At 72.6% G+C, this 24,063-nt stretch carries 19 protein-coding genes and 1 tRNA gene; 11 read left to right on the top strand and 9 right to left on the bottom strand.

The genetic code is table 11. From position 1 onward, the window contains the following. Positions 1–4 precede the first annotated feature (4 nt). Entirely contained in the window at positions 5–325 is a 321-nt protein-coding gene (locus ACFOW4_RS17455) for a WhiB family transcriptional regulator (RefSeq protein ID WP_377528942.1), read from the bottom strand. A 405-nt stretch (positions 326–730) separates the two neighbouring features. On the opposite strand from ACFOW4_RS17455, the gene ACFOW4_RS17450 reads away from it, so the two are divergent. Next, the gene (locus tag ACFOW4_RS17450; RefSeq protein WP_377528941.1) at positions 731–3,157 is read left to right on the top strand and encodes a penicillin-binding protein; all 2,427 of its coding nucleotides are present in this window, start codon (positions 731–733) and stop codon (positions 3,155–3,157) included. A gap of 103 nt (positions 3,158–3,260) precedes the next feature. Here the strand turns inward: ACFOW4_RS17450 and ACFOW4_RS17445 are convergent, their stop codons facing one another. Continuing rightward, the gene (locus tag ACFOW4_RS17445; protein WP_377528938.1) at positions 3,261–3,716 is read right to left on the bottom strand and encodes a GatB/YqeY domain-containing protein; all 456 of its coding nucleotides are present in this window, start codon (positions 3,714–3,716) and stop codon (positions 3,261–3,263) included. A gap of 25 nt (positions 3,717–3,741) precedes the next feature. Here ACFOW4_RS17445 and ACFOW4_RS17440 point away from each other — a divergent pair, with 25 nt between their 5' ends. The 4 genes from ACFOW4_RS17440 (at position 3,742) to ACFOW4_RS17425 (ending at position 8,439) form a co-directional block, all read left to right on the top strand. Further along, positions 3,742–4,635, top strand: coding sequence for a metallophosphoesterase (locus tag ACFOW4_RS17440; protein ID WP_377528937.1), 894 nt, complete (start codon positions 3,742–3,744; stop codon positions 4,633–4,635). A 112-nt stretch (positions 4,636–4,747) separates the two neighbouring features. After that, positions 4,748–4,824 (top strand) — tRNA-Pro (locus tag ACFOW4_RS17435). A gap of 119 nt (positions 4,825–4,943) precedes the next feature. After that, positions 4,944–7,544, top strand: a complete 2,601-nt coding sequence (locus tag ACFOW4_RS17430) for an ATP-binding protein (protein WP_377528935.1) — start codon at positions 4,944–4,946, stop codon at positions 7,542–7,544. Between the two features lie 76 nt (positions 7,545–7,620). Then, positions 7,621–8,439 carry a class I SAM-dependent methyltransferase gene (locus ACFOW4_RS17425; RefSeq protein ID WP_377528933.1) on the top strand — a complete coding sequence of 273 codons (819 nt, stop codon included), beginning with the start codon at positions 7,621–7,623 and terminating at the stop codon, positions 8,437–8,439. 54 nt (positions 8,440–8,493) lie between these two features. Here ACFOW4_RS17425 and ACFOW4_RS17420 read toward each other — a convergent pair whose 3' ends face one another. Next, positions 8,494–8,967: a hypothetical protein gene (locus ACFOW4_RS17420; RefSeq protein WP_377528931.1), complete on the bottom strand. Its 474-nt coding sequence runs from the start codon at positions 8,965–8,967 to the stop codon at positions 8,494–8,496. A 148-nt stretch (positions 8,968–9,115) separates the two neighbouring features. Between ACFOW4_RS17420 and ACFOW4_RS17415 the strand changes: the two genes are divergently transcribed. Then, on the top strand, positions 9,116–10,399 hold the full coding sequence (locus ACFOW4_RS17415; RefSeq protein WP_377528929.1) for an MFS transporter: 1,284 nt from the start codon (positions 9,116–9,118) through the stop codon (positions 10,397–10,399). Between the two features lie 102 nt (positions 10,400–10,501). On the opposite strand, the gene ACFOW4_RS17410 is transcribed toward ACFOW4_RS17415, so the two are convergent. The 3 genes from ACFOW4_RS17410 to ACFOW4_RS17400 form a co-directional block, all read right to left on the bottom strand. Then, a complete protein-coding gene (locus ACFOW4_RS17410; RefSeq protein ID WP_377528926.1) occupies positions 10,502–12,229 on the bottom strand; it encodes a bifunctional metallophosphatase/5'-nucleotidase in 1,728 nt (575 codons plus the stop codon). Between the two features lie 248 nt (positions 12,230–12,477). Beyond that, on the bottom strand, positions 12,478–13,146 hold the full coding sequence (locus tag ACFOW4_RS17405) for a histone deacetylase (RefSeq protein WP_377528924.1): 669 nt from the start codon (positions 13,144–13,146) through the stop codon (positions 12,478–12,480). A gap of 10 nt (positions 13,147–13,156) precedes the next feature. Then, on the bottom strand, positions 13,157–13,936 hold the full coding sequence (locus ACFOW4_RS17400) for a phosphodiesterase (protein ID WP_377528922.1): 780 nt from the start codon (positions 13,934–13,936) through the stop codon (positions 13,157–13,159). 311 nt (positions 13,937–14,247) lie between these two features. On the opposite strand from ACFOW4_RS17400, the gene ACFOW4_RS17395 reads away from it, so the two are divergent. After that, entirely contained in the window at positions 14,248–15,612 is a 1,365-nt protein-coding gene (locus tag ACFOW4_RS17395; RefSeq protein ID WP_377528920.1) for a diguanylate cyclase, read from the top strand. Positions 15,613–15,633: 21 nt separating this feature from the next. Here ACFOW4_RS17395 and ACFOW4_RS17390 read toward each other — a convergent pair whose 3' ends face one another. Together ACFOW4_RS17390 and ACFOW4_RS17385 are read right to left on the bottom strand one after the other, a co-directional pair. Beyond that, positions 15,634–16,698, bottom strand: coding sequence for an aspartate-semialdehyde dehydrogenase (locus tag ACFOW4_RS17390; RefSeq protein ID WP_377528918.1), 1,065 nt, complete (start codon positions 16,696–16,698; stop codon positions 15,634–15,636). 5 nt (positions 16,699–16,703) lie between these two features. Next, a complete protein-coding gene (locus ACFOW4_RS17385) occupies positions 16,704–17,969 on the bottom strand; it encodes an aspartate kinase (protein WP_377528916.1) in 1,266 nt (421 codons plus the stop codon). Between the two features lie 256 nt (positions 17,970–18,225). Between ACFOW4_RS17385 and ACFOW4_RS17380 the strand changes: the two genes are divergently transcribed. Together ACFOW4_RS17380 and ACFOW4_RS17375 are read left to right on the top strand one after the other, a co-directional pair. Next, positions 18,226–19,014: a hypothetical protein gene (locus ACFOW4_RS17380; protein WP_377528914.1), complete on the top strand. Its 789-nt coding sequence runs from the start codon at positions 18,226–18,228 to the stop codon at positions 19,012–19,014. Positions 19,015–19,097: 83 nt separating this feature from the next. Beyond that, entirely contained in the window at positions 19,098–19,628 is a 531-nt protein-coding gene (locus ACFOW4_RS17375; protein ID WP_377528912.1) for a nitroreductase family protein, read from the top strand. Between the two features lie 20 nt (positions 19,629–19,648). On the opposite strand, the gene ACFOW4_RS17370 is transcribed toward ACFOW4_RS17375, so the two are convergent. Next, entirely contained in the window at positions 19,649–20,635 is a 987-nt protein-coding gene (locus ACFOW4_RS17370; RefSeq protein ID WP_377528909.1) for an ArsR family transcriptional regulator, read from the bottom strand. 78 nt (positions 20,636–20,713) lie between these two features. Here ACFOW4_RS17370 and ACFOW4_RS17365 point away from each other — a divergent pair, with 78 nt between their 5' ends. Beyond that, positions 20,714–21,985 (top strand): MFS transporter, encoded by a 1,272-nt coding sequence (locus ACFOW4_RS17365; RefSeq protein WP_377528907.1) that lies wholly within the window; start codon positions 20,714–20,716, stop codon positions 21,983–21,985. 236 nt (positions 21,986–22,221) lie between these two features. Continuing rightward, on the top strand, positions 22,222–23,973 hold the full coding sequence (gene leuA, locus ACFOW4_RS17360; RefSeq protein WP_377528905.1) for a 2-isopropylmalate synthase: 1,752 nt from the start codon (positions 22,222–22,224) through the stop codon (positions 23,971–23,973). Positions 23,974–24,063 lie beyond the last annotated feature (90 nt).

Here is a 24,063-nt window from a genome sequence, read left to right as displayed (position 1 = left end):
GCGGTCAGCCGCCGGCGCTGACCAGAATCTTGTCCTTGCCAGTCTTGTCCTTGCTGTTCTTCTTCATCGCGGCCTCGAACATCTTGCGCCAGCTCGTCACCTGGGGGTGACGACGCAGCAACGCGCGCCGTTCGCGTTCGGTCATGCCACCCCACACACCGAACTCGATCCGGTTGTCCAGCGCGTCGGCCAGGCACTCGTACCGAACTGGGCAACTCCGGCAGATCCGCTTCGCCACGTTCTGTTCGGCGCCCTGTACGAACAACGCGTCCGGGTCCCCGTTCTGACATGCCGCCAGCGACGGCCAGTCAGTGATCATGCCCATGTGTACACGTCCCCCCTTGCAGTACCTACCGACCTCGTTGCACGTCAGCCGGCAATTTCCCCCCGATCGCCCGGCCTGCCTTCCCCAAGGCGGCACGAACGACATCTGGCGCTGTCGCCGCCCCCATCATGCTCTGTAGTTGACTGATTACGCAACGTTGTCAGCCAAATCCATCATTCCGGACACTCCCGGCTTACCGGGCCTTCGCCCGCCGGTTACCCCGCCCGGGAACGTGAAAACGCCGCGCCGTCTCTTCGAATCGAGGAAACTCGGCGGCAGGTCACACGCAACCAAGCACCGGGGGTCGTGCGTTTAGCACAACGAGGGCAGCGCGCGCAGGAAATGGGGAAAGAACGCCCCAGCGCCCCTCGTTCCCTACTCGCGTACCCTGTCGAGGTGACCTGGATGCGGAAACGTGACCACAATGTGCTGACCAACGCCGCATCGCTGCTCATATGTGGCCTGTTGGCCGGCGTGGTGGTCGCAGCGGCGGCCTTCCCCGCGGTGGCGATGTCCGGCCTGGCCGCGAAGGCCGGTGCCGAAACCTTCGGCAACCTGCCCACGGAGCTGACGGTGGCCCGCGCGCCGCAGATCAGCTATCTGTACGCGTCCGACGGCAAGACACAGCTCGCGACGATGTACGACGAGAACCGGCGCGACGTCAAGCTCGCCGACATCTCCCCGTACATGCAGAAGGCCATCGTCGCGGCCGAGGACCACGACTTCTACAAGCACAACGGCGTCGACATCAACGGCGTCGCCCGCGCGTTCGTCAACAACCAGAACGAGGCCGCGGGCCGGCAGGGCGCCTCGACGCTGACCATGCAGTACGTCCGGCTGGCCATCGCCTATTCGGCCACCCACCCGGCCGACGTGGTCGCGGCGACCGAGGACACCAGCGCCCGCAAGCTGCGCGAGATGCGGTTGGCGCTCCAGGTCGACAAGGAATTCTCCAAGGACGAGATCCTCACCCGCTACCTCAACCTCGCCTCGTTCGGCAACGGCGCGTACGGCATCTTCGCCGCCAGCCAGGTCTACTTCGGCAAGCCGCCCAGCAAGCTGAAGATCGAGGAAGCCGCGCTGCTGGCCGGCATGGTGAAGGCGCCGACGACGAACGACCCGACCACCACGTCCGGTCGCCCGCTCGCACTGGACCGCCGCAACTACGTCATCCAGAACATGGTTGAGACCAAGGCCATCACCCAGCAGGAGGCCGACGCCGCCAAGGCGACCAAGCTGGTGGTGAAGGACAAGCGCACCCCGAACGGCTGCGTCCAGGCCACCACCAACAGCTGGGGCTTCTTCTGCGACTACTTCTACCGCTGGTGGATGCAGCAGGAGACGTTCGGCTCGACGACCTACGACCGTGAGCGGCGGCTGAAGAGCGGCGGCTACACCATCATCACCTCGCTCGACGTGCAGGCCCAGAGGGGCGCCGACAAGGCGGTCCGGAAGGCGAAGAGCGAAACCGCCAAGGAGGCCGCGATGGTCGCCGCGGTGGAGCCGGGCACCGGCCGGGTCCGGGCGCTCGCGGTGAACCGACAGTTCAAGCTGGACGACCCGAAGAACCCCAAGAACAGGATCTCCAGCGATCCGGCGAAGAAGAAGAAGGGCATCCGGGGCAACTACCCGGCGACGGTCAACCCGCTGCTCACCGGCGGCGACGGCATCACCGGCTACCAGGCCGGCTCGACCTTCAAGATGTTCACCATCGTCGCGGCGCTGGAGAAGGGCATCCCGCTCAGCTACACGATCAACGCGCCGAAGCAGTTCAGGTCGGAGTACATCATCGAGCCGGGGCCTGCCGCCTGCCCGGGGACCAACCTCTACTGCCCCACCAACTCGACCGAGAGCATGGCCGGCGTACACAACATGTGGAGCGCGTTCGGCCGGTCGGTGAACACCTACTTCGTGCCCCTGCAGCAGCAGGTCGGCGCGGAGAACGTGGTCAAGGTCGCGAAGAGGTTGGGCATCAACTTCCGGTCCCAGGAGGATCTGGACCTGGAGCGGGGCGCGCACCAGTGGGGCGCGTTCACCCTTGGCGTCTCGCAGACCACTCCGCTGGACCTGGCCAACGCCTACGCCACCCTGGCCGCGGACGGAAAGTACTGCGAGCCGATCCCGGTCCAGGAGATCAAGGACCCGGACGGCAAGAAGCTGGACATCGCCAAACCGCGCTGCGAGAAGCGGTTCAGCACCGACGTGGCCCGCGCGGCGGTGGACGCCGCCCGCTGCCCGGTCGGTGACCGGTCGTCGACCTCGAAGTGCACGGGAGCCACCGCACCCAAGGTCCGGGACGTCGTCGGCAAGCCGGTGGCGGGCAAGTCCGGCACCACCGACTCCGAGAAGACCGCCGCCCTGGTCGCGATGACCAGGCAGTACGCGGTGGCCGGCATCATGGCCGACCCGGACTGGCCGCAGACCAACGTCAAGATGAAGCACAACGAGGCCGGCGGCATCAACCAGCCGGTCTGGGACACCCTGCACGACGCCATGGTGGGCAAGCCCGGCATCCAGTTCGAGCCGCCGGGCAAGAAGATCTCCGAGGGCGACCAGCGCAGCATCCCCGACGTCAAGTGCCAGACGGTGGACGCCGCGAAGTCCCGGCTCAAGGGCGCCGGCTTCGAGCCGGTCGTCTCGAGCCAGAAGGTCAAGTCGAACTGCCCGCCCGGTACCGCCGCCGGCACCAGCCCGGACGGCCGGACCATCAAGGGTGGTGTGGTGACCATCGAGGTCAGCAGTGGTGGCGGCGCCACCCCGCCGAGCGCCGGCACCCCCGGAGGCACCCCGCCCAGTAACAAGCCGGGTCGGCCGCCACGACCGGGCGGCTGAGGCCGGTAGCGCGGACGCACGAACGGGCGGGCGCCCCCACCGGGTGCCCGCCCGTTCGTCTGTCCGGAGCGTCGCGGTCGGCCGACCGCAGCCTGACGCCGGGTCAGAGGCCGAGCTGTCGGCGTACCTCGGCGGCCACCCGGCCCCCCTCGGCCCGGCCGGCCACCGCGGCCTGGGCCGCCTTCATGGCCGGGCCCATCTGGCCCTTCTCGGTGAAGCCGCCCGCGGCGAGCGCCCCCGACACCAGATCGGTCAGCTCGGCGTCGGAGAGCTGCTTCGGCAGGTAGCGGTCCAGCACCTCGCCCTCGGCAGTCTCCTTCGCGGCCTGCTCGCCCCGACCCGCGTCGGCGAAGGCGGTGGCCGCCTCCCGGCGCTTCTTGGCTTCCTTGGTCAGCACCGCGAGCACCTCGTCGTCGGTGAGCTCGCGCTTGGCCTTGCCGGCGACCTCGGCGGTGCCGACGGCCGCGAGGGCCATCCGCAGCGTGGAGGTGGTCAGCTCGTCGCGCGCCTTGAGCGCGGAACGCATGTCGGCGGTGAGGCGGTCCTTCAGCGTGCTCATGGACGGTCAAACTACCCTGAACGCCATGCGAAAGCGCACACTATTCCGGCTCGCCGCCGGAACTGCCGCCGTCGGTGCGGCCACCCTGGCGTACGCGTCGCTCGTCGAACGCAACCAGTTCACCCTCCGGCGGTACGACGTGCCGGTGCTACCGGCCGACGCGGAGCCGCTGCGCGTGCTGCACCTGTCGGACCTGCACATGATGCCCAACCAGGCGCGCAAGCAGCGCTGGGTGGCGTCGCTGGCCGCCCTCGACCCCGACCTGGTCGTGGTGACCGGCGACAACATGGCGCACCCCGGGGCGGTGCCCGGCGTGCTGCGGGCTCTGCAACCGCTGCTGGACTACCCGGGCGCGTTCGTGTTCGGCTCCAACGACTACACCGGGCCGGTGTGGAAGAACCCGTTCACCTACTTCCTGCCCGACCGGGAGTACACCGAGGGCGTCGAACTGCCCTACGAGGAGCTGCGCCAGGTCTTCACCGGCGCGGGGTGGGCGGACCTGAACAACGCCCGCACCACGCTCAAGGCCGGCGGCCGGCAGATCGACCTGGTCGGCGTGGACGACCCGCACGTCGAGCGGGACGACTACTCCGCGGTGTCCGGTGCGGTCGCGCCGTCGGCCGACCTGTCGATCGCGCTGACCCACTCCCCCGAGCCGAGGGTGCTCGACGAGATGGCCGCCGACGGCTTCGGGCTGATGCTGGCCGGGCACACCCACGGTGGGCAGGTCTGCGTACCGGGCGTCGGCGCGCTGGTGACCAACTGCGGGCTGCCCCGCGCGATGGCCCGCGGCCTGCACCGCTGGCCCGGCTCGGACTCCTGGCTGCACGTCTCCGCCGGCCTGGGCACCCACCCCACCGCCCCGGTCCGCTTCGCCTGCCCCCCGGAGGCGAGCATCCTGACCCTGATCCCCCGCTGACCCGCCAGCGCGGGGCTCACGCGGGTTTGTGACGGGCGTCGCGCTGGCCCCGGCGGCGGGGGTACCGAGTTTGACCATCGGGGCGGGTGGGCTACTATTTGTCGGCACGCCTCGGGGTGTGGCGCAGCTTGGTAGCGCGCTTCGTTCGGGACGAAGAGGTCGTCGGTTCGAATCCGGCCACCCCGACCAGAGGTAAGCAAAGGTCAAGGCCCCTCCACGGAGGGGCCTTGATTCGTATCCGGCGATCCATCGACGCCGTCCTGATGGCTGACGCCCTGAGCGGAGCCCGCTGACTAGCATCGACAGTGATGGAGCTGCTGGAGCGCGCGGACGCGCTCGCCACCCTGGACGGGCTGCTGGCCTCCCCCGGCGGCGCGATCGCGCTCGTCGCAGGTGAGGCGGGTGCCGGCAAGTCCGCCCTGGTCACCGCGTTCGCGGCGATGGCCGCCGCGCGGGCCCGGGTGCTCTGGGGCAGTTGCGATCCACTGCTCACCCCGCGCGCGCTGGGCCCGCTGCACGACGTCGCACGGCAGGTCGGCGGGGTACTCGCCGAACGACTGGCCGCGCTGCACGCCGACGTGGCACCGGAGGCGGAACGCCGGGGTGCGGTGTTCGACGCGTTCCTCGACGAGCTGACCGACGCCCGGCCCGGACGTCGGACGCTGCTGGTGGTGGAGGACGCGCACTGGGCCGACGGGGCCACCCTGGACCTGATCGCCTACCTGGGGCGGCGGCTGACCCGCTGCCCGGTCCTGCTCGTGCTGACCCTTCGCGACGACGAGGTCGGCGCGGACCACCCGCTGCACGCCGTGCTCGCCGGCCTGCCCCGGCCACTGCTGCGCCGGCTGCCACTTCCGGCGCTGTCCACGGCTGCCGTCGCCGCGCTGGCCCGCCTCGCCGGCCGCGCCCCGGACGGGCTGTACCGGGCCACCGGCGGCAACCCGCTGCTGGTCACCGAGGTGCTGGCCGCCGCCGGGACCGGAGTGCCCGCGACCGTACGCGATCTGATGCTGGCCCGACTCGCCGCGCTGCCGCCGCCGGCCCGGGAGGTGGCCACCCTGGTCTCGGTGGTCCCCTCCCGGGCGGAGTCGTACCTGCTGGACGACCAACCGCCGGCCGCCGTGCAGGAGTGCCTGGATCGGGGCGTGCTGGTGCCGGCGGGCAACGCGGTGGCGTTCCGGCACGAACTGCTGGGCCGGGCCGTGCGCGAGTCACTCTCCCCGGTGCGCCGGGCCGCGCTGCACGCCGCCGTGCTGGCCCGGCTCACCCCGCGCGCCGACGTGGACGCCGCCCGGTTGGTGCACCACGCGCACCACGCCGACGACCCGGCCGCGGTGCTGCGCTGGGCACCGGTGGCGGCCCGCGTCGCCGGCAACGCGGGCGCGCACCGGCAGGCGGCGGACCACTACGCCGTCGCGCTCCCGCACGCCGCCGGGCTGCCGGGGCCACGCCGGGCCGACCTGCTGGAGGCGTACGCGACCGCCGCGTACCTGGCCGGGCTGGGCGTGCAGGCGCTGGATGCCCGACGGTCCGCGCTGGCCCTGCGGGAGGCCGAGAGCGACCCGCTGCGGATCGGCGAGAACCTGCGGTGGGTGTCCCGGCTCTCCTGGTGGACCGGGGACAGTACGGCGGCCCGGGCAGCGGGCAGCCGGGCGGTCCAGGTGCTGGAGTCCACAGGCCCCGGCGTTCAGCTCGCCATGGCGTACAGCAACATGTCGCAGTTGCTCATGCTCGCCGACGACAACGACCGGGCGATCTACTGGGGTGGCCGGGCACTGGAGCTGGCCCGACGGTTCGGCGACCTGGAGACCGAGGCGCACGCACTGGTCAACGTCGGTTCGGCCCGGCTGCAGAGCGGCGACGTGGCCGGCATCGTCGAGCTGGAGCGGGGGCACTCCCTGGCCGCCGCCCACCACCTCGACGACCACGCGGCCCGGGCGCTGGTCAACCTGGCCACAATGTCGGTGGAGTGGCAACGCGTCGTGCCCGCCGCCGAGGCGCTGGAACGCGCGCTGCGCTTCGCCACCGCCCGCGACCTCGACGGGTACGCCCGGCACCTGCTCGGCTACCGGGCCCGGCTGCGCCTGGCCACCGGCGACTGGGCCGGCGCCCGCGCCGACGCCGAACGGGCGCTGACCGGCACCGAGCAGCCCGGTGGCAGCCTGCTGCCGGCCCTGGTCGCGCTGAGTCGCCTGAACGCCCGCCGGGGCGAGCCGACCATGGACCACCTGGACAGGGCGGGGCGCTGGGCCGCGCAGAGCCGGGAACTCCAGTTCGTCGTGCCGGTGGCCGCGGCGCTGGCGGAACGCGACTGGTTGGCCGGGGAGTCGGAAGGAACGCTCGCCGAGCTGCGACGCGGCCACCGGCTCTCGGTGGAGGCGGGGCAACCCTGGTTCGCCGGGGAGCTGGCGTACTGGCTGTGGCGGGCCGGCGAGCCGGTCGGGGACACCGGCGCGCTGGCGCCGCCGTACCGGCGACTGGTCGAGGGGGACTGGGCCGGCGCGGCCGACGAATGGGACCGGCTCGGTTGCGCGTACCCCCGGGCGGAGGCGCTGGCCTGCGGCGACGGCCCGGCGGCCGGCGAGGCGCTGCGGATCCTGGACGGGCTGGGTGCAGTGGCCGTGGCCCGCCGGATCCGGGCCGAGCTGCGCGGACGCGGGCTGGCCCGGGTGCCGCGGGGGCCGCGCCCCACGACGGCCGCCCACCCGACGGGCCTGACCGTCCGGCAGGGCGAGGTGCTGGCGCTGCTCGCCGAAGGGCTGAGCAACGCCGAGATCGCGGCCCGGCTGTCGCTCTCCGCACGCACCGTCGGCCACCACGTCTCGGCGGTGCTCGACAAGCTGGCGGTGCCCAGCCGGGGTCAGGCGGCCGCGGTGGCCCGCCGGCAGGGCCTGGTGCCCCCAACATAGGTGTTTCTGCCGATCCCCCCGGGTGCCGTGCCGCCTACCGTCGGTGACACAGCCAACCGTCCGAGGGGGACCACCGATGACCACCGCACTCGATCTCAGCGCCGTCAAGGCGCGCCAGCAGGTGACCTGGGCCAGCGGCGACTACGGCGCGGTCGCCGCGCGCATCCACCCGATGTCCGAGCTGCTGGTGACGGCGGCCGATCTGCCGGCCGGCGCCCGGGTGCTGGACGTGGCGACCGGCACCGGCAACGCCGCCATCGCCGCTGCCCGTTGCGGCTGCCTGGTGACCGGCGTCGACTACGTACCCGAGCTGCTGGAACGCGGTCACGCACGGGCGGCCGCGGAGCGGTTGCCGGTCACCTTCGTGACCGGTGACGCGGAGCGGTTGGCGTACCCGGACGGCTCCTTCGACGCGGTGCTCTCCGTCGTCGGGGTGATGTTCGCGCCCGACCAGGAGCGGGCGGCGGCGGAGCTGGTCCGGGTCTGCCGGCCCGGCGGCACCGTGGCGCTGGCGTCGTGGACGCCGCAGGGGTTCATCGGCGAGCTGTTCCGCACGGTGGGGCGGCACGTGCCGCCGCCCGCGGGGTTGCGCGCGCCGGTCCAGTGGGGCGACGAGGGCCGGGTCCACGAACTGCTCGGCGCTTCGGTGGGTGAGCTGCGGGCGGTACGTCGGGAGTTCGTCTTCCGCTTCACCAGCCCGGAGGAGTTCGCCGACTTCTTCCGGGCCAACTATGGGCCGACGCTCAAGGCGTTCGAGGCGCTGCCCGAGGAGCGGCGACCGCACCTGCACGCCGACCTGGTGGAGTTGGCGCGGGTGCACAACAGCGCCACGGACGGCACCGTACGCATCCCGGCGGAGTACCTGGAGGTGCTTGCCGAGCGGGCGGCAGCCTGACCCCGGGGCAGGCGGCGGCTCAGCCTCCGGGCCGCCGTCGCCTGCTCGGACCGTTCAGTCCTGCCGCTCGGTGCGTTCGATCTCGGTGAACGCGGCGGCCAGGTAGACGTCCAGGGACCTACCGCTCGCGGCCAGCAGGTCGGCGACGAGCAGCGGCGCGTGCCGGGCCAGGGCCGGCGGGTCGGGAGGCGACTCGTCGCCGTCCGGGTCGTACACACCGAGCGCGCCGGCCAGCAGGACCAGCACCACGTGCGGGTCGACGTCGGGTCGCCACTGCGCCGCCGCGCGTACGCACCGCTCCAACACCTTCCGGACGTCATCGCCGTCCAGCCCGTCCGGGTGGGTCTCTTCGAGCAGCAGCCGTACCACGGCGCCGAGGACCAGACCCGAGCCGTCGGCGGCGACGAGTCGCGCGGTCGCCGCCTCGAATGCCTCGCTGTCGCGGCCCTGCGCCGCCTGCACCGCGTCGGTGGCGGCACCGGCGATCCCACGGGCGGATGCGGGCAGGTGTCGCCAGGCGCCGGTCATCCGGCCAGCATGGCAGAGCCGGCCGACAGGACGAACGGCCACGGCCGGCCACCGACCACTGTGGTGCTGATCACCGGCCGGGATCCGGACACGTCAGCCACAGCTAAAACGCTCGCGTCCCGTCGTACCCGGCGCAGAGAATCGCCGCATGTTGCGCCGTGCCCTGCCCCGCCGTCCCGAAGCCCGCCGCATGCTGGTCGGCACCCTGCTGTCGGCGATCGGGCGCGGCCTGACCCTGCCGTTCCTGTTCATCTACCTCACCGACGTGCGTGGGCTCACCGACACCCGCGCCGGCCTGGTGATCGGCTGGTTCGGCGCGGTCACCCTGGCTCTGTCGCCCCTGGGCGGGACGCTGATCGACCGGTTCGGCGCCCGCCGGGTGGTGCTGCCGTGCCTGGTGATCGAGGCGGTCGGCACCGGCTCGCTGGGGCTGGTCCACTCGACCGGCTCGGCCTTCCTGGTGATGACGGTGATCGCGGTGGGCAGTTCGGCGATCTGGTCGGGGCAGAACACCATCCTCGCCTCGCTGACCGACGCCGGCGAGCGGCAACGCGTCTACGGGCTCAACTTCGCCCTGCTCAACCTCGGCATCGGCATCGGCGGCCTGACCTCGGGCGCGATCGTCGACGTCACCCGCCCCGGCACCTTCCAGGCGATCTACCTGCTGGACGCGGTGAGCTACCTGATGCCGGCGCTGATCCTGCTCACCCTGCCGGGTGTCGGTCACCGGCTCACCCAGCTCGCGACCGATGACCGGCCCGCGTCCGGTGGCTACCTGACCGTGCTCCGCGACCGTCCGTTCCGCCGCCTGGTGATCTTCGGTCTGGTGCTCACCACCTGCGGCTACGCCCAGATCGAGGTGGGCTTCGCCGCGTACGCCGTGCGGGTCGCCGAGGTCAGTCCCCGGGTCGTGGCCTGGGCGCTCGCCGGCAACACCGCGATGATCGTGCTCGCCCAACTGCTGGTCATCCGTCGGATGGACGGACGCAGCCGAACCGGCGCACTCGCCGTGGTCGGCGCGGTCTTCGCCGCCGCCTGGCTGGTCCTCGGCGCCGCCGGGCTGGTCGGCCCCGGCAACGCCCTGCTGGCCGCCGTCGGCGTGGTGGCCTGCTCGGCGATCTTCGGTTTCGGCGAGACGATGCTGTCGCCCGTCATGCCGGCGCTGACCAACGCGCTCGCCACCGACGAGCTGCGCGGCCGGTACAACGCCATGAGCTCGATGATCTTCGGGATCAGTGGCGTGGTCGGCCCGGTCACCGCCGGCCCGCTGATCGGCGCCGCCCACGGCCGGGTCTGGGTCGCCGTGGTGGTCGGCGGCTGCCTGATCGCCTCGCTCATCGCGCTCTCGCTGCGCCGGCTGCTCTCCCCGGCTCAGGACGGCCGGACCTCGCTCACCGCCCCCACCGCCGAACCGGCCGCCAGCCTCAGCTGACCCGGCCCACTCGACCGCTGAGTCCCGGCCCGCCCGACGGCGGGACGGATCGGGCCCCGGAGCGGCTGCTCCGGGGCCCGATCGTCGTCGCGGGGTCGTCCGTCAGGCGGCGGGGACCTCGGCGGTGGTGCGGATGCGGTCCAGAGCCGGCGCGGAGACCGGCGACTGGGCGGTCAGGTACGCCACGAACGCGTCCAGGTCGATCATGCCGGTGACCAGGTTCGTGCCCGCGGTGAGCGCGCTGAACCCGTCACCGCCGCCGGCCAGGAAGTTGTTCACCGTCACCCGGTAGGTGGCGGCGGGGTCGACGGCGGTGCCGCCGATGGTGAGGCTGCCGCGGACCACCCGGGTGCCGGCGCACGGGTCGGCCACGGGCGCGGTGGCGCCGTTCAGGTCGACCACGTAGCGCACGGTCGAGGACGGGTAGAGAATCCGCCCGGTGACGAACTGCTGCTCCAGTACGCAGTAGAGCTGCGCGCCGGTCAGGTCGAGCGTCACCAGGTTGTTGGCGAACGGCTGGACCGTGAACGCCTCCTCGTAGGTGACCGACCCGGCGTTCAGGTCGGCCCGGACCCCGCCCGGGTTCATGAAGGCGGCGACCGCGTTCTGCTCGTCGTCGGTGGCGGCGAGCTGGGCGTCGGCGATCAGGTTGCCGAGCGGCGACTCTCCACAGGAGGCAGGCGCCTGCGCAGAGCAGGTGCCGAGCAGGTTCTCCTGCGTCTTGTTGATCGCGGTGGTGGTCTCGCCGACCTGGCGGTCGGCGACCGGGCCGAGCACGGTCTTGTAGCGGTTGATCAGCTCGGTCTGCGCCGGGTCCTTCGCCACGTCCCGGGTGACCACCACGTTCTCCGCACCGGCGGACAGCACGTCACCGGTACGCCGGTCGATCTTCAGGTCGATGTCGGTGACCAGGCGACCGAAGGAGCTGGCGCTGGTGACCAGCTTGTTGTTGATCTCGCAGTTGTACGCCTGGTGGGTGTGGCCGCTGACCACCACGTCGATGGACGGGTCCATCCGGTTGGTGATGTCCACGATCGGGCCGGTCAGGCCGACGCAGTCGTTGATCCCGCCGCCGGCCGCCTGTGCGCCGCCCTCGTGCAGCAGGACGACGATCGTCTCGACACCGCGACGGCGCAGCTCGCGGGCGTACCGGTTGGCGGTCTCCGCCTCGTCGGCGAAGGTGAGCCCGGCGACGCCCTGCTGGCTGACGATCTGCGGGGTGCCCTCCAGGGTCATCCCGATGAAGCCGATCTTGACGCCCTGCACCTTGTGGATGGCGTACGGGGGCAGCAGCGGGCGACCGGTCTCGGTCTTGAACGCGTTGGCCGACAGGTACTGGAAGCCCGCACCCTCGTACGGGGTGCCGTCGGCGCAGCCGTCCACCGGGTGGCAGCCGCCGTTCTGGATCCGCAGCAGTTCGTCGGCGCCCTCGTCGAACTCGTGGTTGCCGACGCTGGCGTAGTCCAGCCCGGCCATGGTCAGCGCCTCGATGGTGGGCTCGTCGTGGAACGCGGCGGAGAGCAGCGGCGAGGCGCCGATGAGGTCACCGGCGGCGACCGTGACGGTGTTCTTGTTCTTGGCGCCGGCCCGAAGCTCGGCCAGGTGCGTCGCCAGGTACTCGACGCCGCCCGCGGTCTGCCCGGCGATCGTGCCGCTGGACGAGGTCGGGGGTTCGAGGTTGCCGTGGAAGTCGTTGAGGGCCAGCAGGCTGACGTCGACCGGCTTCGGCCGCGCGTCCGCCTGCTCGGGGGTGCTGGCGACCGCGCCGAACGCGGCCACCGCGAGTGCGGTCAGGCCGATGCCGGCCCGACGCATCCCGGGGATGGACATGGAACTCCTCGTGAGAATCGGCGCGTGCGGTGCCCGGACGGTGGGTCGACCGGGCCGCCGACCGACGCCGTCGGAAGGGTCGGTCGCGGGTGGCAGCGGTTGGGGGCCGCTGCCCGCCCGGACAGCCTCTCATTCAGACGGCGGCCGGTCGACCCGGGCAGCACATCAGAGCTGCGAATACGCACGATGACACGGAACGGGCGGCCGCGCGGGGCAGGCGTGACCGGCCGATGACGACACAGAGGAGATCAGGTGGCGGCCAGCGCCGCCGCGACCAGTTCGTGGACGGCCGGCTGCGACCAGCCGCCCGCCACGCCGGGCCGTTCGGCCAGGTAGCCGGCGATGCGGTCGGCTGGCCAGTCGTGCGCCTCGCGCAGGCCGCGGGCGATCATGCCGAGGTAGGCGGCCGCCGGAGCCCGGCAATCCACGGTGGATGCCGACGCCGGCGCGGTGAAGGTGAGCATCGGCAGGCCCGCACGATGGCCGGGGCAGACCAGTGTCTCGTAACGCCCCGGGCCGAGGGTGGCCCGACCGTCGGCCACGGCCGCGTCGATCGCCGCGGCGGTCGCTCCGACCGGCTCGACCGCGTCGCCCGGCGGCCGGTACATCTCCTGGGCCGCGATGTCGGTGAACTGCCCGATCGTCACCAGGTACGCCCGGGCCGCCGCCCGGCCCGGCAGCCACGGGTCGTAGAAGGCCATCCCACCCGTCCAGGCCGCGGACTCACCGGCGAAGTAGATCCCGCCGCGCAGCGACACCGGCACCATCCGGCTCGGCGGGCGGGGGTCGCGGCAGCCCGGGTAGGTGCGCCGCCCGCCGGGCGGGCAGCCGCCGTTGAGGTACCACGCCAGTCGGGCCGCGTGCATGTTCGAGCCGTACGCCACGTACCAGACCCGTCGGGCCTCGACGCCGACCACCGCGAGCCGCTCAGAAGCCGCAGAACTGGCCGGCGGCGTGGCTGACCTGCACCGTGTGTGTGACGCAGTTGCCCACCTGCACCGAGTGCAGCAGGAAGGCCGTCGGCTCGGCGACCCAGCCGATCTCCTCGTCGCCGCTCATGGTGAGCGAGCTCTGCCGCCAGGTGCTGGGGGCCACGGTGAGGATCGTGCCGGCGTACCCCGCGGTGGCCTGGCGGTGCAGGTGCCCGGCGGCCACCCGGACGACGTGCCCGTGCCGGCCGACCACCTCGGCGAGGGCGTCGCCGTCGGCCAGCCGGATGGCGTCGGCGGCCGGGATGCCCACGGCGACCGGCGGGTGGTGCAGGCAGACCAGGGCGGGCACCTCGGATCGCCCGGCGAGGACGCCGTCCAGCCAGGCGATCTGCTCCTCGCCGAGCTGCCCGCCGCCGCTGCCGGGGACGCTGGAGTCGAGCACCACGATGGTCGCCGCCTCGTGGTCGACGTGGTAGTACGCGGAGAACCCCCCACCGAGCCAGGGCGTCCCGCCGAACGCGTCGAGCAGTGACTCCCGGTCGTCGTGGTTGCCTGCCACGAGGTGCACCGGCAGCGGGAACCGGTTGATCATCTCCCGCAGGGCGGCGTACTCGTCCGGGCGGCCGTGCTCCACCAGGTCACCGCTGATCACCACGCAGTCCGGGCGGGGTCGCAGCGCCAGCACCCGGCCGAGCGCGCGGTGCAGCCCGGCGGCCGGCTCCGCGGCGAGCGCGCCGGTGGTCAGGTGCGGGTCACTGAGCTGGGCGATGAGCATCGGCACGCCTCCTCGACACCGGGAACTCCACGCTATCGCCGCGCGACGACTCGCGGGGGTGGCCGCCGGTGTCGACCGGTGACACGCCGACGTCATGTCGCCGCCGGCCACCGGCGCGGCACGCCGCTCCGCCCACAGGCTGCGTCCACAGCCTGTGGATGGCACATGTGTACGAAGAACGCCCGGCTGCCGCTCCGCCGTGAGTACGCTTGATCGCGCAGGCCCGCCGCCGGCCGGCCCCCTCCCCTACCTGGAACGACGTGCGAGTGGATCACCAGCGAGTCATCCGTGACGTCACGGTCCGCCTCCCGATGGCGTCGACCGCGCTCGAGGCCTGCCAGTGGACCGTCACCGCACTGGCCCGGTACACCCCCGCCACCATCTCCGTGCTGCTCCAGGTCCACGACCGGCTGCGCTGCGTCGCGGCCACCGGCGCCTGGCAGGTCTTCGCCACCGTGCCGCCGAAGACCGGAATCGTCGGGCGGGTGTACGCCTCGGGCGTCGCCGCCGCCGTGGGAGACGTCACCGAGGATCCGGACTACCTCCCGGTGCGCCCGGACGTGACCGCGGAGCTGTGCGTGCCGGTGCTGGACCCGGCGGGCCGGCCGCTGGGCGTCCTCGATCTCCAGTGGCGGGAGCCGGTCGACCTCGGGCCGTGGCGGGAGACGGCGCAGCGTCTGGCCGCCCGGCTCGGCGCCCGGATCGTCGCGCTCGGCGGCCCGCCGGCGGAGAGCCGCAGCGAGAAGCTGCTCCGGCACGCCGCCGCGCTCTCCTCCGCGCCGACCGAGTGGGACCTGCTGACCACGGCGATCTGTGCCGCCCGGGACGTCTCCACCCTGTCCGCCGCGGTGTTGCTGATCGCCGGTCGGCCGGGGCCGCCGCCGCAGGTCCCGGGCGAGTTGGAGGGCCGGATCCGGGCCGAGCTGGCCGAGGCCGGCCCGGCGGCACTGGGCCGGATGGTCGACCGGGCACACCGGCACGGTGCCGGGTACACGCTGGGTGAGGCGGGGCATCCCCCGACCGAGGACTACCGGCCGCTGACCCGGGCCGGGGTACGCACGCTGGTCGCGGTGCCGGTCGGGCCGCCGGACGGCGGCGGGGTGCTGCTGGTCGCCGACGAGCGGCTGCTGCGCCCCGACCCGACCACGGTGAACCTGATGGAGCTGCTCGCCGGGCAGGCGTGGACCAGCCTGGACCGGCTACGCACCCTCGCCCGGCTACGCGAGCAGGCCAGCTCCGATCCGCTGACCGGGTTGGGGCACACCGGCCCGTTCGGCCGGCGGATCGCGGCGGCCACGCCCGGGCGTACGGCCCTGCTGGCGATCGACGTGGACGGTTTCAAGACCGTCAACGACACCTACGGTCATCAGGCCGGCGACCGGGTGCTGGTCGGGCTGGCCCGGGCGTTGGAGGGCGCGCTGCGCCACGGCGACGAGCTGTACCGGATCGGTGGCGACGAGTTCGTCGCGGTGATCGAGGTGAACCGCCCGGAGGAGGCGGTCCGGATCGCGGAGCGGCTGACCGAGGCGGCGCGGCGCACCGGTCGCACCATCAGCGTCGGTGTGGCCCTGCCCCGCCCCGGCGAGTCACCGGAGCGCACCCTGCGCCGCGCCGACCAGGCCCTCTACGCCGTCAAGCGCCACGGCCGCGACGGCGTGCGCCTCTCCGCCGCCTGAACCGCCCGCGGGGAGGGACCCTCAGGGGCGGGGGGTCAGTTCCTTGGCCAGGAGTTCGGCGATCTGGGCGGTGTTGAGGGCGGCGCCCTTGCGCAGGTTGTCGCCGGTGATGAAGAGGTCCAGGGCGCGCGGGTCGTCCAGGGCACGGCGGATCCGGCCGACCCAGGACGGGTCGGTGCCCACCGCGTCGATCGGCATCGGGAACTCGCCGGCGGCCGGGTCGTCGACCAGGATCACGCCGGGTGCGTTGCGCAGGGCCTCGCGGGCGCCCTCGGCGTCCACCTCGGTGGCGAACACCGCGTGCACCGCCACCGAGTGACCGGTCACCACCGGCACCCGGACGCAGGTCGCCGAGACCTTGAGGTCGGGCAGCCCGAGGATCTTCCGCGACTCGTTGCGGACCTTCATCTCCTCCGACGACCAGCCGCCGTCGGCCGGCGAGCCGGCCCAGGGCACGACGTTGAGCGCCAGCGGCGCCGGGAACGGGCCCAGCTCGTCGCCGACCGCCTGCCGCACGTCCCCGGTACGCGAGCCGAGCCCACGATCCCCGGCGATCTTGACGAGCTGGGCGTGCAGGGCGTCGACGCCGGCCTGACCGGCGCCGGAGACCGCCTGGTAGGAGGCGAGCACCAGCTCCCGCAGCCCGTACTCGCGGTGCAGTGGCGCGACCGCCACGATCATCCCGAGGGTGGTGCAGTTGGCGTTGGCGATGATGCCCCGCGGTCGGTTGCGGACCTGCTCCGGGTTGATCTCCGGCACGACCAGCGGGACGTCGCGGTCCATCCGGAAGGCGCCGGAGTTGTCGACGGCGATCGCGCCGCGGCTGACCGCGATCGGCGCCCAGTGGGCGGAGATCTCGTCGGGCACGTCGAACATGGCCACGTCGACCCCGTCGAACGCCTCGGGGGTGAGCGCCTGGACGGTGAGTTCCTCGCCCCGGCAGCGCACCCGCCGCCCGGCGGAGCGCTCGGAGGCGAGCAGCCGGATCTCACCCCAGACGTTGCGACGCCCGGTGAGCAGCTCACACATCACGGTGCCCACGGCACCGGTCGCCCCGACCACGGCAAGGGTGGGCAGCGCCGTCATCGGCGCTACCTACCCGTCCCCGCGTAGACCACGGCTTCGGTGTCGCCGCCGAGCTCGAACGCGTCGTGGATGGCACGGACGGCCGCGTCGAGGTCGGTGTCCCGGCAGACGACGGAGACCCGGATCTCGGAGGTGGAGATCATCTCGATGTTCACACCCGCCGCGCCGAGCGCGGCGAAGAAGCCCGCGGCCACGCCCGGGTGCGAACGCATGCCGGCGCCGATCAGCGACACCTTGCCGACGTGGTCGTCGTAGAGCAGGCCCTTGAACTTGACCGACTCCTGGATCTTGCTGAGCGCGGCCATCGCGGTGGGACCGTCGGTCTTGGGCAGGGTGAACGAGATGTCCGTCCGGCCGGTGCCCTCGGTGGAGACGTTCTGCACGATCATGTCGATGTTGATCTCAGCGCCCGCGACGGTGTCGAAGATCCGTGCGGCGGCGCCCGGCTCGTCGGGCACGCCGACGATCGTGATCTTGGCTTCACTGCGGTCGTGGGCGACCCCGGTGATCAGTGCTTGCTCCACGGGAAGGTCCTCCATCGATCCGGTGACCATCGTGCCGGTGTTGGTCGAGTATGACGAACGGACGTGGATCGGCAAGCCCGCCCGGCGGGCGTACTCCACGCTACGCAGGTGCAGCACCTTGGCGCCGCAGGCCGCCAGCTCCAGCATCTCCTCGTAGGTGATCTGCCGGATGTGCCGGGCGTTCGGCACGATGCGCGGGTCGGCGCTGAAGATGCCGTCCACGTCGGTGTAGATCTCGCAGACGTCGGCGTGCAGCGCGGCGGCGAGCGCCACGGCCGTGGTGTCGGATCCACCCCGGCCCAGCGTGGTGACGTCCTTGGTGTCCTGTGAGACGCCCTGGAAGCCGGCGACGATGACCACCGAGCCCTCGTCGAGCGCGCCCTTGAGCCGCCCGGGGGTGACATCGATGATCCGCGCGCGGCCGTGCACCGAGGTCGTGATGACGCCGGCCTGCGAGCCGGTGAACGAGCGGGCCTCGTACCCCAGGTTATGGATGGCCATGGCGAGCAGCGCCATGGAGATCCGCTCCCCGGCGGTGAGCAGCATGTCGAGCTCGCGGCCCGGCGGCAGCGGGCTGACCTGGTTGGCCAGGTCGAGCAACTCGTCGGTGGTGTCGCCCATCGCGGAGACCACCACCACGACGTCGTCGCCGGCCTTGCGGGCAGCGACGATGCGCTCGGCCACCCGCTTGATCCGCTCGGCGTTGCCGACGGAGGACCCGCCGTACTTCTGCACCACGAGTGCCACGACGTGCACTCCCTCCCAGCGACCCTGAGCGTGCCGACGCCGCCGGAACCGGGGCCGGCGGCGCGTGTCAGACCCGTCCAGGGTATCGGTCGGGCCCCGGCGCCGGGTCAGGTGATCCCACCATCCGGCCGGCGCGGCCCGCCGCCCGGCGTCGTGCGGCGGCCCGGTGGCTTCGGCGGTACGCGGCCCGACACGCCGGGACGGGTCGCTTCCGCACCGGTCCCCGCCGGCCGCCCGTACCGCGCAGAATGAGCCCGTGTCCGCCCTCCTCCGCCCCGCCCGCCGCGTGCTCGGGCCGACCGCGCTCGCCCTGTCGGCGCTCCTGGTCGCCTGCGGCACGCAGCAACCGCCACCCCCACCGCCGCCGACCGACTCGGGGCCGCTCGCGGTCGACGCCGCCCGCGACGAGCTGGCCGCGCTGGCCGCCGCGGCCCAGGACCGCCACCTGGTGGCCCGCTATACGTTCAGCAGCGGCGAGGGGTCGGAGCGGACGATCCTGTTCACCAGCGCCGAGGACGGCAGCTGGCGGGTCGACGTGCCGGGCGGCGCACTCGGTGGCAGCGCCGACGTCTCACTCGCCGCGACCGCCGACGGGCTGTTCCAGTGCGTCCTGCCATCGGCGACCCGGACCGAGCCGGCGGGGTGCGTACGCCTCGGCGAGCGGGACGACACCCTCCCGCGCCGGCTGGATCCCCGCGTCCAGCATCCGCTCACCGACTGGCTGGACGTGCTCACCGACCGGCGGGCCCCCCTCGCCGTCTCCCCGGCGCAGCCGCCGGCCGGCCTCACCGGCACGTGCTACTCGGTCGACTCCACCCTGGCGTCGCTCAACGCTCCACTCGATGTGGGGATCTACTGCTACGACCGGGACGGCACGCCGACCGGGGTACGCACCGGTTCCGGCACGCTGAAGCTGGCCGGACCGCCCGGCCCGGCACCCGCGACCGTGCAGTTGGCCGGGCCGGTGACGGACGCGGAGCCGTTGGGCACTGCGGCGCCGCCGACCCCCGACGCGTCCGAGAGCCCGAGCGCGGGAACGCCCTGATCTTCATCCCGTTACGGGTGCCATTGACCACATTTGCCGAGCCCGAGCCAAGGAGCGAAACACCCATAAAGCACGATCTCGGTATGGCCGACCTCACCCCGCTGCTCGCCTTCCGCTGGAGCCCCCGCTCGTTCGACCCGACTGCGGCGCTCACCGAGGACGAGGCCACCTCCCTGCTGGAGGCCGCCCGCTGGGCACCCTCGGCGGGCAACGCCCAGCCGTGGCGGTTCGCCCTCGGGCACCGGGAGGACGGCACCTGGAAGCGGATCCTGGTCGGCCTCCCGAGCGGCGACCAGCGCTGGGCACGGCACGCCGCCGCGCTGCTGCTCGGCGCGCACACCGGCGGCGACCCGGAACGGGCCGCGTACGACCTGGGCCAGGCCGTCGCCCACCTGACCGTGCAGGCCACCGCGCTCGGCCTGCACGTGCACCAGCTCACCCGCTTCGACCGGGCCGGCGTCGCCACCGAACTGGACCTCGCGGTCGGCGTCCGACCCATGGTGGTGGTCGCCGTCGGCCAGCTCGGCGACCCGTTCGCGCTCCCCGAGGACCTGCTGGGTCGGGAGGCCGAACTGCGCCGTCGCCGGCCGCTCGCCGACCTGCTCCTCGCCTGAGCCGCCCCGACCGGGTCGGGTCACCCGCAGCGGCTGGCCCGAAGCAGGACCATCGCGGCGTCGGTGTTGCCGTAGAGGACGTGCCGACCCTGTCGAGATCGTCCCACCAGGCCGGCGGCGTGCAGCGCGGCCAGGTGCTGGGAGACGTTTCCGGCGGACATCCCGGTGAGTCGGGCCAGGTCGGTGGTGGTGGTCGCCGTGTCGAGCAGGTGCAGCAGCGCGGCCCGGCCGGGGCCGATCACCCGTGCCAGCGGGTCGCCGGGCGGCGGCGTGGTCGCCTCCCAGAGCGTCCCGACCGCCCGGACCGGGTACGCGCCGGCCGGCAGCGAGTCCTCCAGCAGGTTCCACAGCACCCGCCGTTCGGTGAACACCGTCGGGTTCAGCGCCAACCCACGGCCCCGCAGGTCGAAGTCCAGCTCGAACGGGTCGTCGCTGACCACCCGGTCGCCGAGCCAGCGCAGGCTCGGGTGGAGCTGCTCGAAGAACCGACCGGCACCGTTCTCGGCGAGCTGGGCGGCCCGGTACGCCACGTCGGCGTCGAGCAGCGCCCGTATTCGCAGCCAGTCCGGGGCGATCGCCTCGTCGTGCCAGACCCGCACCGCGTCGACGAGCTGCGGCAGCAGCCCACGGGGGTCGGTGAGCAGCGCCTGCCCGAACGGGCTCAGCGGCCGGCGCGGGGTGGTCGCCAGCAGGTCCCGGACCACCACGGCCGGCGGCGTCGCCGCGATCTGGTCAAGCTGCTCGGCCATCTCCACCTTCGGGCGGGCCGCCGGGGTGAGGAAGTCGGGCAACGGGCAACCCCGCCAGGTCAGCTCCGTCAGCGGTCGGACCCGGGCGGCGACCTCGGGACGGCGCAGGGTCACCCGGGCGCGGTCGACCCAGGGCAGGTGCACCGGATAGCGGACCGGGTCGGCCAGCGCCCACATGCTCAGGACCGTCTCGTTGACCGGCGACACGGCGAGCCGCACGCCCGCCACGTCGGCGAGACTGAACCGCAATTCGGACACGCGCCCTCCCGGGGGGCAGGATTCGGTTCAGCCTAAAAGGCTCGACCGATCTCCTGGGTCCCGGTTCACTTCTCGGCCATGGGGGCCAGAGACACCATCCGCACCGCTGTCCGAAACGTCGTACCGCCGGCCGGGCTGACCCGCGCGCTGGCCGTGCAGGCCATGGTCTACGCCGTCGGCAGCGGCCTGTTCCACGCCGGCAGCGCCGTCTTCTTCACCCGGGCGCTCGGGCTCAGCGCCGCCCAGGTCGGGCTGGGCCTGTCCATCGCGGCGGGGGTGTCGCTGCTGGGTACCGTGCCGCTGGGCGGGCTCACCGACCGGTACGGACCGCAGCGGGTCTGGATCGTCGGGCTGGTGCTGGACGCCGCGCTCTTCGCCACGTACCCGTTCGTGGGCGGCTTCGCGAGCTTCCTCGCCGTGGTGGTGGCGCTGGCGGCCGTGGACGCGTCGACCGGCGTGGCCCGGCAGGTCTACTCGATCAACGCGCTCCCGCCGGCCGAACGGGTCACGGCGATGGCGTACCAGCGTTCGTCGCTGAACGTCGGATTCGGGCTGGGCGCGGTGATCAGCGGCCTGGTGCTGGCGGTGGACACGATCGAGGCGTACCGGGGAATGGTCTGGTTCATCGCGGCCGTGATCCTGGTGACAGCCCTGTTCGTACGACGACTGCCCCGGCTTCCGCAGGTGGCGCGGCCGGTGGAGCCGATGAGTCGGCTCGCCGTGCTGCGGGACCGGCCGTTCATGGCGGTGTCCCTGCTGTCCGGGCTGCTCACCGCGCACGGGGTGCTCTACCTGACGGTGATGCCGCTGTGGATCCTCACCCACACCGACGCCCCGAAGACGGTGATCGCCGCCCTGGTGCTGCTCAACACGGTCCTGATCGTGCTGCTCCAGGTACGCATCAGCCAGGGCGCCGACACCGCCGCAGGCGCGGCCCGGGCCTCTCGACGGGGTGCCCTGCTGATCGCCCTGGCCTGCCTGGTCCTGCCGATCTCGAAGGTCACCCGGGGCTGGCTCACCGTCGTGGTGCTGGTGGCCGCCGCGACGTTGCTGATCCTGGCCGAGTTGATCGAGTCGGCGGGCACCTGGGGGCTCACCGCCACCCTTCCGCCGGACGACCAGCGCGGCGCGTACGTGGGGGCGCTGCGGCTCGGCGAGCAGGTGCAGTACCTGATCGCTCCGGCGGGGCTGACCGCGCTCGGCGTGACCACCGGCGGCTGGGGCTGGTTACCGGCGGCAGCGATCTTCGTGCTGGTCGGGCTGGCGATCGTACCGGCGGTGGCCTGGGCCGGACGGACGCCGAGGCTGGGTTCCCATGCCCCGGAGCCGGCCATGACGCCGGTCCCATAGTCCGGACCTGGCTACCCACTGCCGGCCTCACCACGTAGGGTGACCTTGTCATGTGGCGGGCGTACCTTCTTCTTCGCTGCCGCGACGAGGCCTGACCGGCCGGCACCTCGTCGCGGAGTTGAACCGCGCCGTCCAGCAATCCGAACTTCTCCTCGGCACCGCCGCGCACCGTCGCCCGGCATCTCGCCGACACCTTCCGATCTGCTGACGCCACATGTTCCAGGGAGCACTCCGAGATGGCTCAACCTGCCACCGACGCTGAGACCGATCCGATCGCCCGGCAGCGCCCCAGCCGGATGCCGTACCACCGCTACCAGCCGTACCGGCAGCAGTTCCGCCTCGACCTGCCGGACCGCACCTGGCCCACCCGGCACGTCGAGACCGCACCCCGGTGGTGCGCGGTCGACCTGCGCGACGGCAACCAGGCGCTGATCGACCCGATGTCGCCGGAGCGCAAGCGCCGGATGTTCCAGCTGCTGGTCCAGATGGGGTACAAGGAGATCGAGGTCGGCTTCCCGTCGGCCAGCCAGACCGACTTCGACTTCGTCCGGCAGCTGATCGAGCAGGACATGATCCCGGACGACGTCACCATCCAGGTGCTCACCCAGTGCCGTGAGCACCTGATCGAGCGGACCTTCGAGTCGCTGCGCGGGGCGAAGCGGGCCATCGTGCACTTCTACAACTCGACGTCGACGTTGCAGCGCCGCGTGGTCTTCGGCCTCGACCGGGACGGCATCACCGACATCGCCACCTCCGGCGCGCGGCTGTGCCAGAAGTACGCCGAGATCCACACCCCGGACACCGACATCCACTACGAGTACTCGCCGGAGTCCTACACGGGCACCGAGCTGGAGTACGCGCTGGAGGTCTGCTCCCGGGTGATCGACGTGATCGACCCAACCCCGGACCGGAAGCTGATCATCAACCTGCCGGCCACCGTCGAGATGGCCATGCCGAACGTGTACGCCGACTCGATCGAGTGGATGCACCGGCACCTGCCCCGCCGGGACAGCCTGGTGCTGAGCCTGCACCCGCACAACGACCGGGGCACCGGCGTAGCCGCCGCCGAGTTGGGCCTGCTCGCCGGCGCGGACCGGATCGAGGGCTGCCTGTTCGGCAACGGCGAGCGCACCGGCAACGTCGACCTGGTCACGCTCGGGCTGAATCTCTTCTCCCAGGGCATCGACCCGATGATCGACTTCTCCCGGATCGACGAGGTCAAGCGGGCCGTCGAGTACTGCAACCAACTGCCGGTGCACGAGCGCCACCCGTACGCCGGAGACCTCGTCTACACCGCCTTCTCCGGCTCGCACCAGGACGCCATCAACAAGGGCTTCGACGCCCTCACCCGGGACGCCGCGGCGGCCGGGGTGCCGGTCGACGAGCAGACCTGGGCGGTGCCCTACCTGCCGATCGACCCGAAGGACCTGGGCCGCACCTACGAGGCGGTCATCCGGGTCAACTCGCAGTCCGGCAAGGGCGGCATCGCGTACATCATGAAGACCGAGCACCAGCTCGACCTGCCCCGCCGGCTCCAGATCGAGTTCTCCGGCGTGGTGCAGCAGGTCACCGACCACGACGGCGGCGAGGTCGACCCGGGCGCCATGTGGGAGATCTTCGCGACGCACTACCTGCTGGACCACCAGCCCGACCCGGCGGTCAGCCTGACCGGCTACACGATCGGCACCGCCGAGGGCAAGGTGGAGATCGAGGCCCAAGTCGGTGTCGGCGGCGAGCACCGGTCGCTCACCGCGATCGGCAACGGCCCGATCGACGCGTACGTCAACGCGCTCCAGTCGGTCGGGGTGGGCGTACGGGTGCTCGACTACCACGAGCACGCGCTCTCCTCCGGCGGGGACGCGCAGGCCGCCGCGTACGTGGAGTGCGAGGTGGACGGCCGTACGGTCTGGGGCGTCGGCACCGACGCCAACATCGTCACCGCCTCGATCCGGGCGGTCACCAGCGCCGTCAACCGCGCCCGCGCCTGACGCGCAAGGAAGGGCCCCTTGTTAACGCCCTTCGGTTCTAGGGATCGTTGCAATGCCTGACTTGATCAGGGGTTGTTGTGTTCGAGGTTC

Origin of the sequence: Micromonospora sp. GCM10011542 (genome assembly GCF_042650685.1) — a bacterium.
Taxonomy (GTDB): domain Bacteria; phylum Actinomycetota; class Actinomycetes; order Mycobacteriales; family Micromonosporaceae; genus Micromonospora.
Note: the sequence above shows the minus strand (reverse complement) of the source record. Positions and strands in the feature narration are given on the sequence as shown.

What these genes read in the sequence shown, in the direction of transcription:
- ACFOW4_RS17365 (WP_377528907.1), top strand. Translation starts at nt 20,714, where the DNA reads ATGGGGGCCAGAGACACCATCCGCACCGCTGTCCGAAACGTCGTACCG.
- leuA (WP_377528905.1), top strand. Translation starts at nt 22,222, where the DNA reads ATGGCTCAACCTGCCACCGACGCTGAGACCGATCCGATCGCCCGGCAG.
- ACFOW4_RS17415 (WP_377528929.1), top strand. Translation starts at nt 9,116, where the DNA reads ATGTTGCGCCGTGCCCTGCCCCGCCGTCCCGAAGCCCGCCGCATGCTG.
- ACFOW4_RS17440 (WP_377528937.1), top strand. Translation starts at nt 3,742, where the DNA reads ATGCGAAAGCGCACACTATTCCGGCTCGCCGCCGGAACTGCCGCCGTC.
- ACFOW4_RS17430 (WP_377528935.1), top strand. Translation starts at nt 4,944, where the DNA reads ATGGAGCTGCTGGAGCGCGCGGACGCGCTCGCCACCCTGGACGGGCTG.
- ACFOW4_RS17425 (WP_377528933.1), top strand. Translation starts at nt 7,621, where the DNA reads ATGACCACCGCACTCGATCTCAGCGCCGTCAAGGCGCGCCAGCAGGTG.
- ACFOW4_RS17455 (WP_377528942.1), bottom strand. Translation starts at nt 325, where the DNA reads ATGGGCATGATCACTGACTGGCCGTCGCTGGCGGCATGTCAGAACGGG.
- ACFOW4_RS17395 (WP_377528920.1), top strand. Translation starts at nt 14,248, where the DNA reads ATGGCGTCGACCGCGCTCGAGGCCTGCCAGTGGACCGTCACCGCACTG.
- ACFOW4_RS17375 (WP_377528912.1), top strand. Translation starts at nt 19,098, where the DNA reads ATGGCCGACCTCACCCCGCTGCTCGCCTTCCGCTGGAGCCCCCGCTCG.
- ACFOW4_RS17445 (WP_377528938.1), bottom strand. Translation starts at nt 3,716, where the DNA reads ATGAGCACGCTGAAGGACCGCCTCACCGCCGACATGCGTTCCGCGCTC.
- ACFOW4_RS17400 (WP_377528922.1), bottom strand. Translation starts at nt 13,936, where the DNA reads ATGCTCATCGCCCAGCTCAGTGACCCGCACCTGACCACCGGCGCGCTC.
- ACFOW4_RS17450 (WP_377528941.1), top strand. Translation starts at nt 731, where the DNA reads ATGCGGAAACGTGACCACAATGTGCTGACCAACGCCGCATCGCTGCTC.
- ACFOW4_RS17420 (WP_377528931.1), bottom strand. Translation starts at nt 8,967, where the DNA reads ATGACCGGCGCCTGGCGACACCTGCCCGCATCCGCCCGTGGGATCGCC.
- ACFOW4_RS17410 (WP_377528926.1), bottom strand. Translation starts at nt 12,229, where the DNA reads ATGTCCATCCCCGGGATGCGTCGGGCCGGCATCGGCCTGACCGCACTC.
- ACFOW4_RS17390 (WP_377528918.1), bottom strand. Translation starts at nt 16,698, where the DNA reads ATGACGGCGCTGCCCACCCTTGCCGTGGTCGGGGCGACCGGTGCCGTG.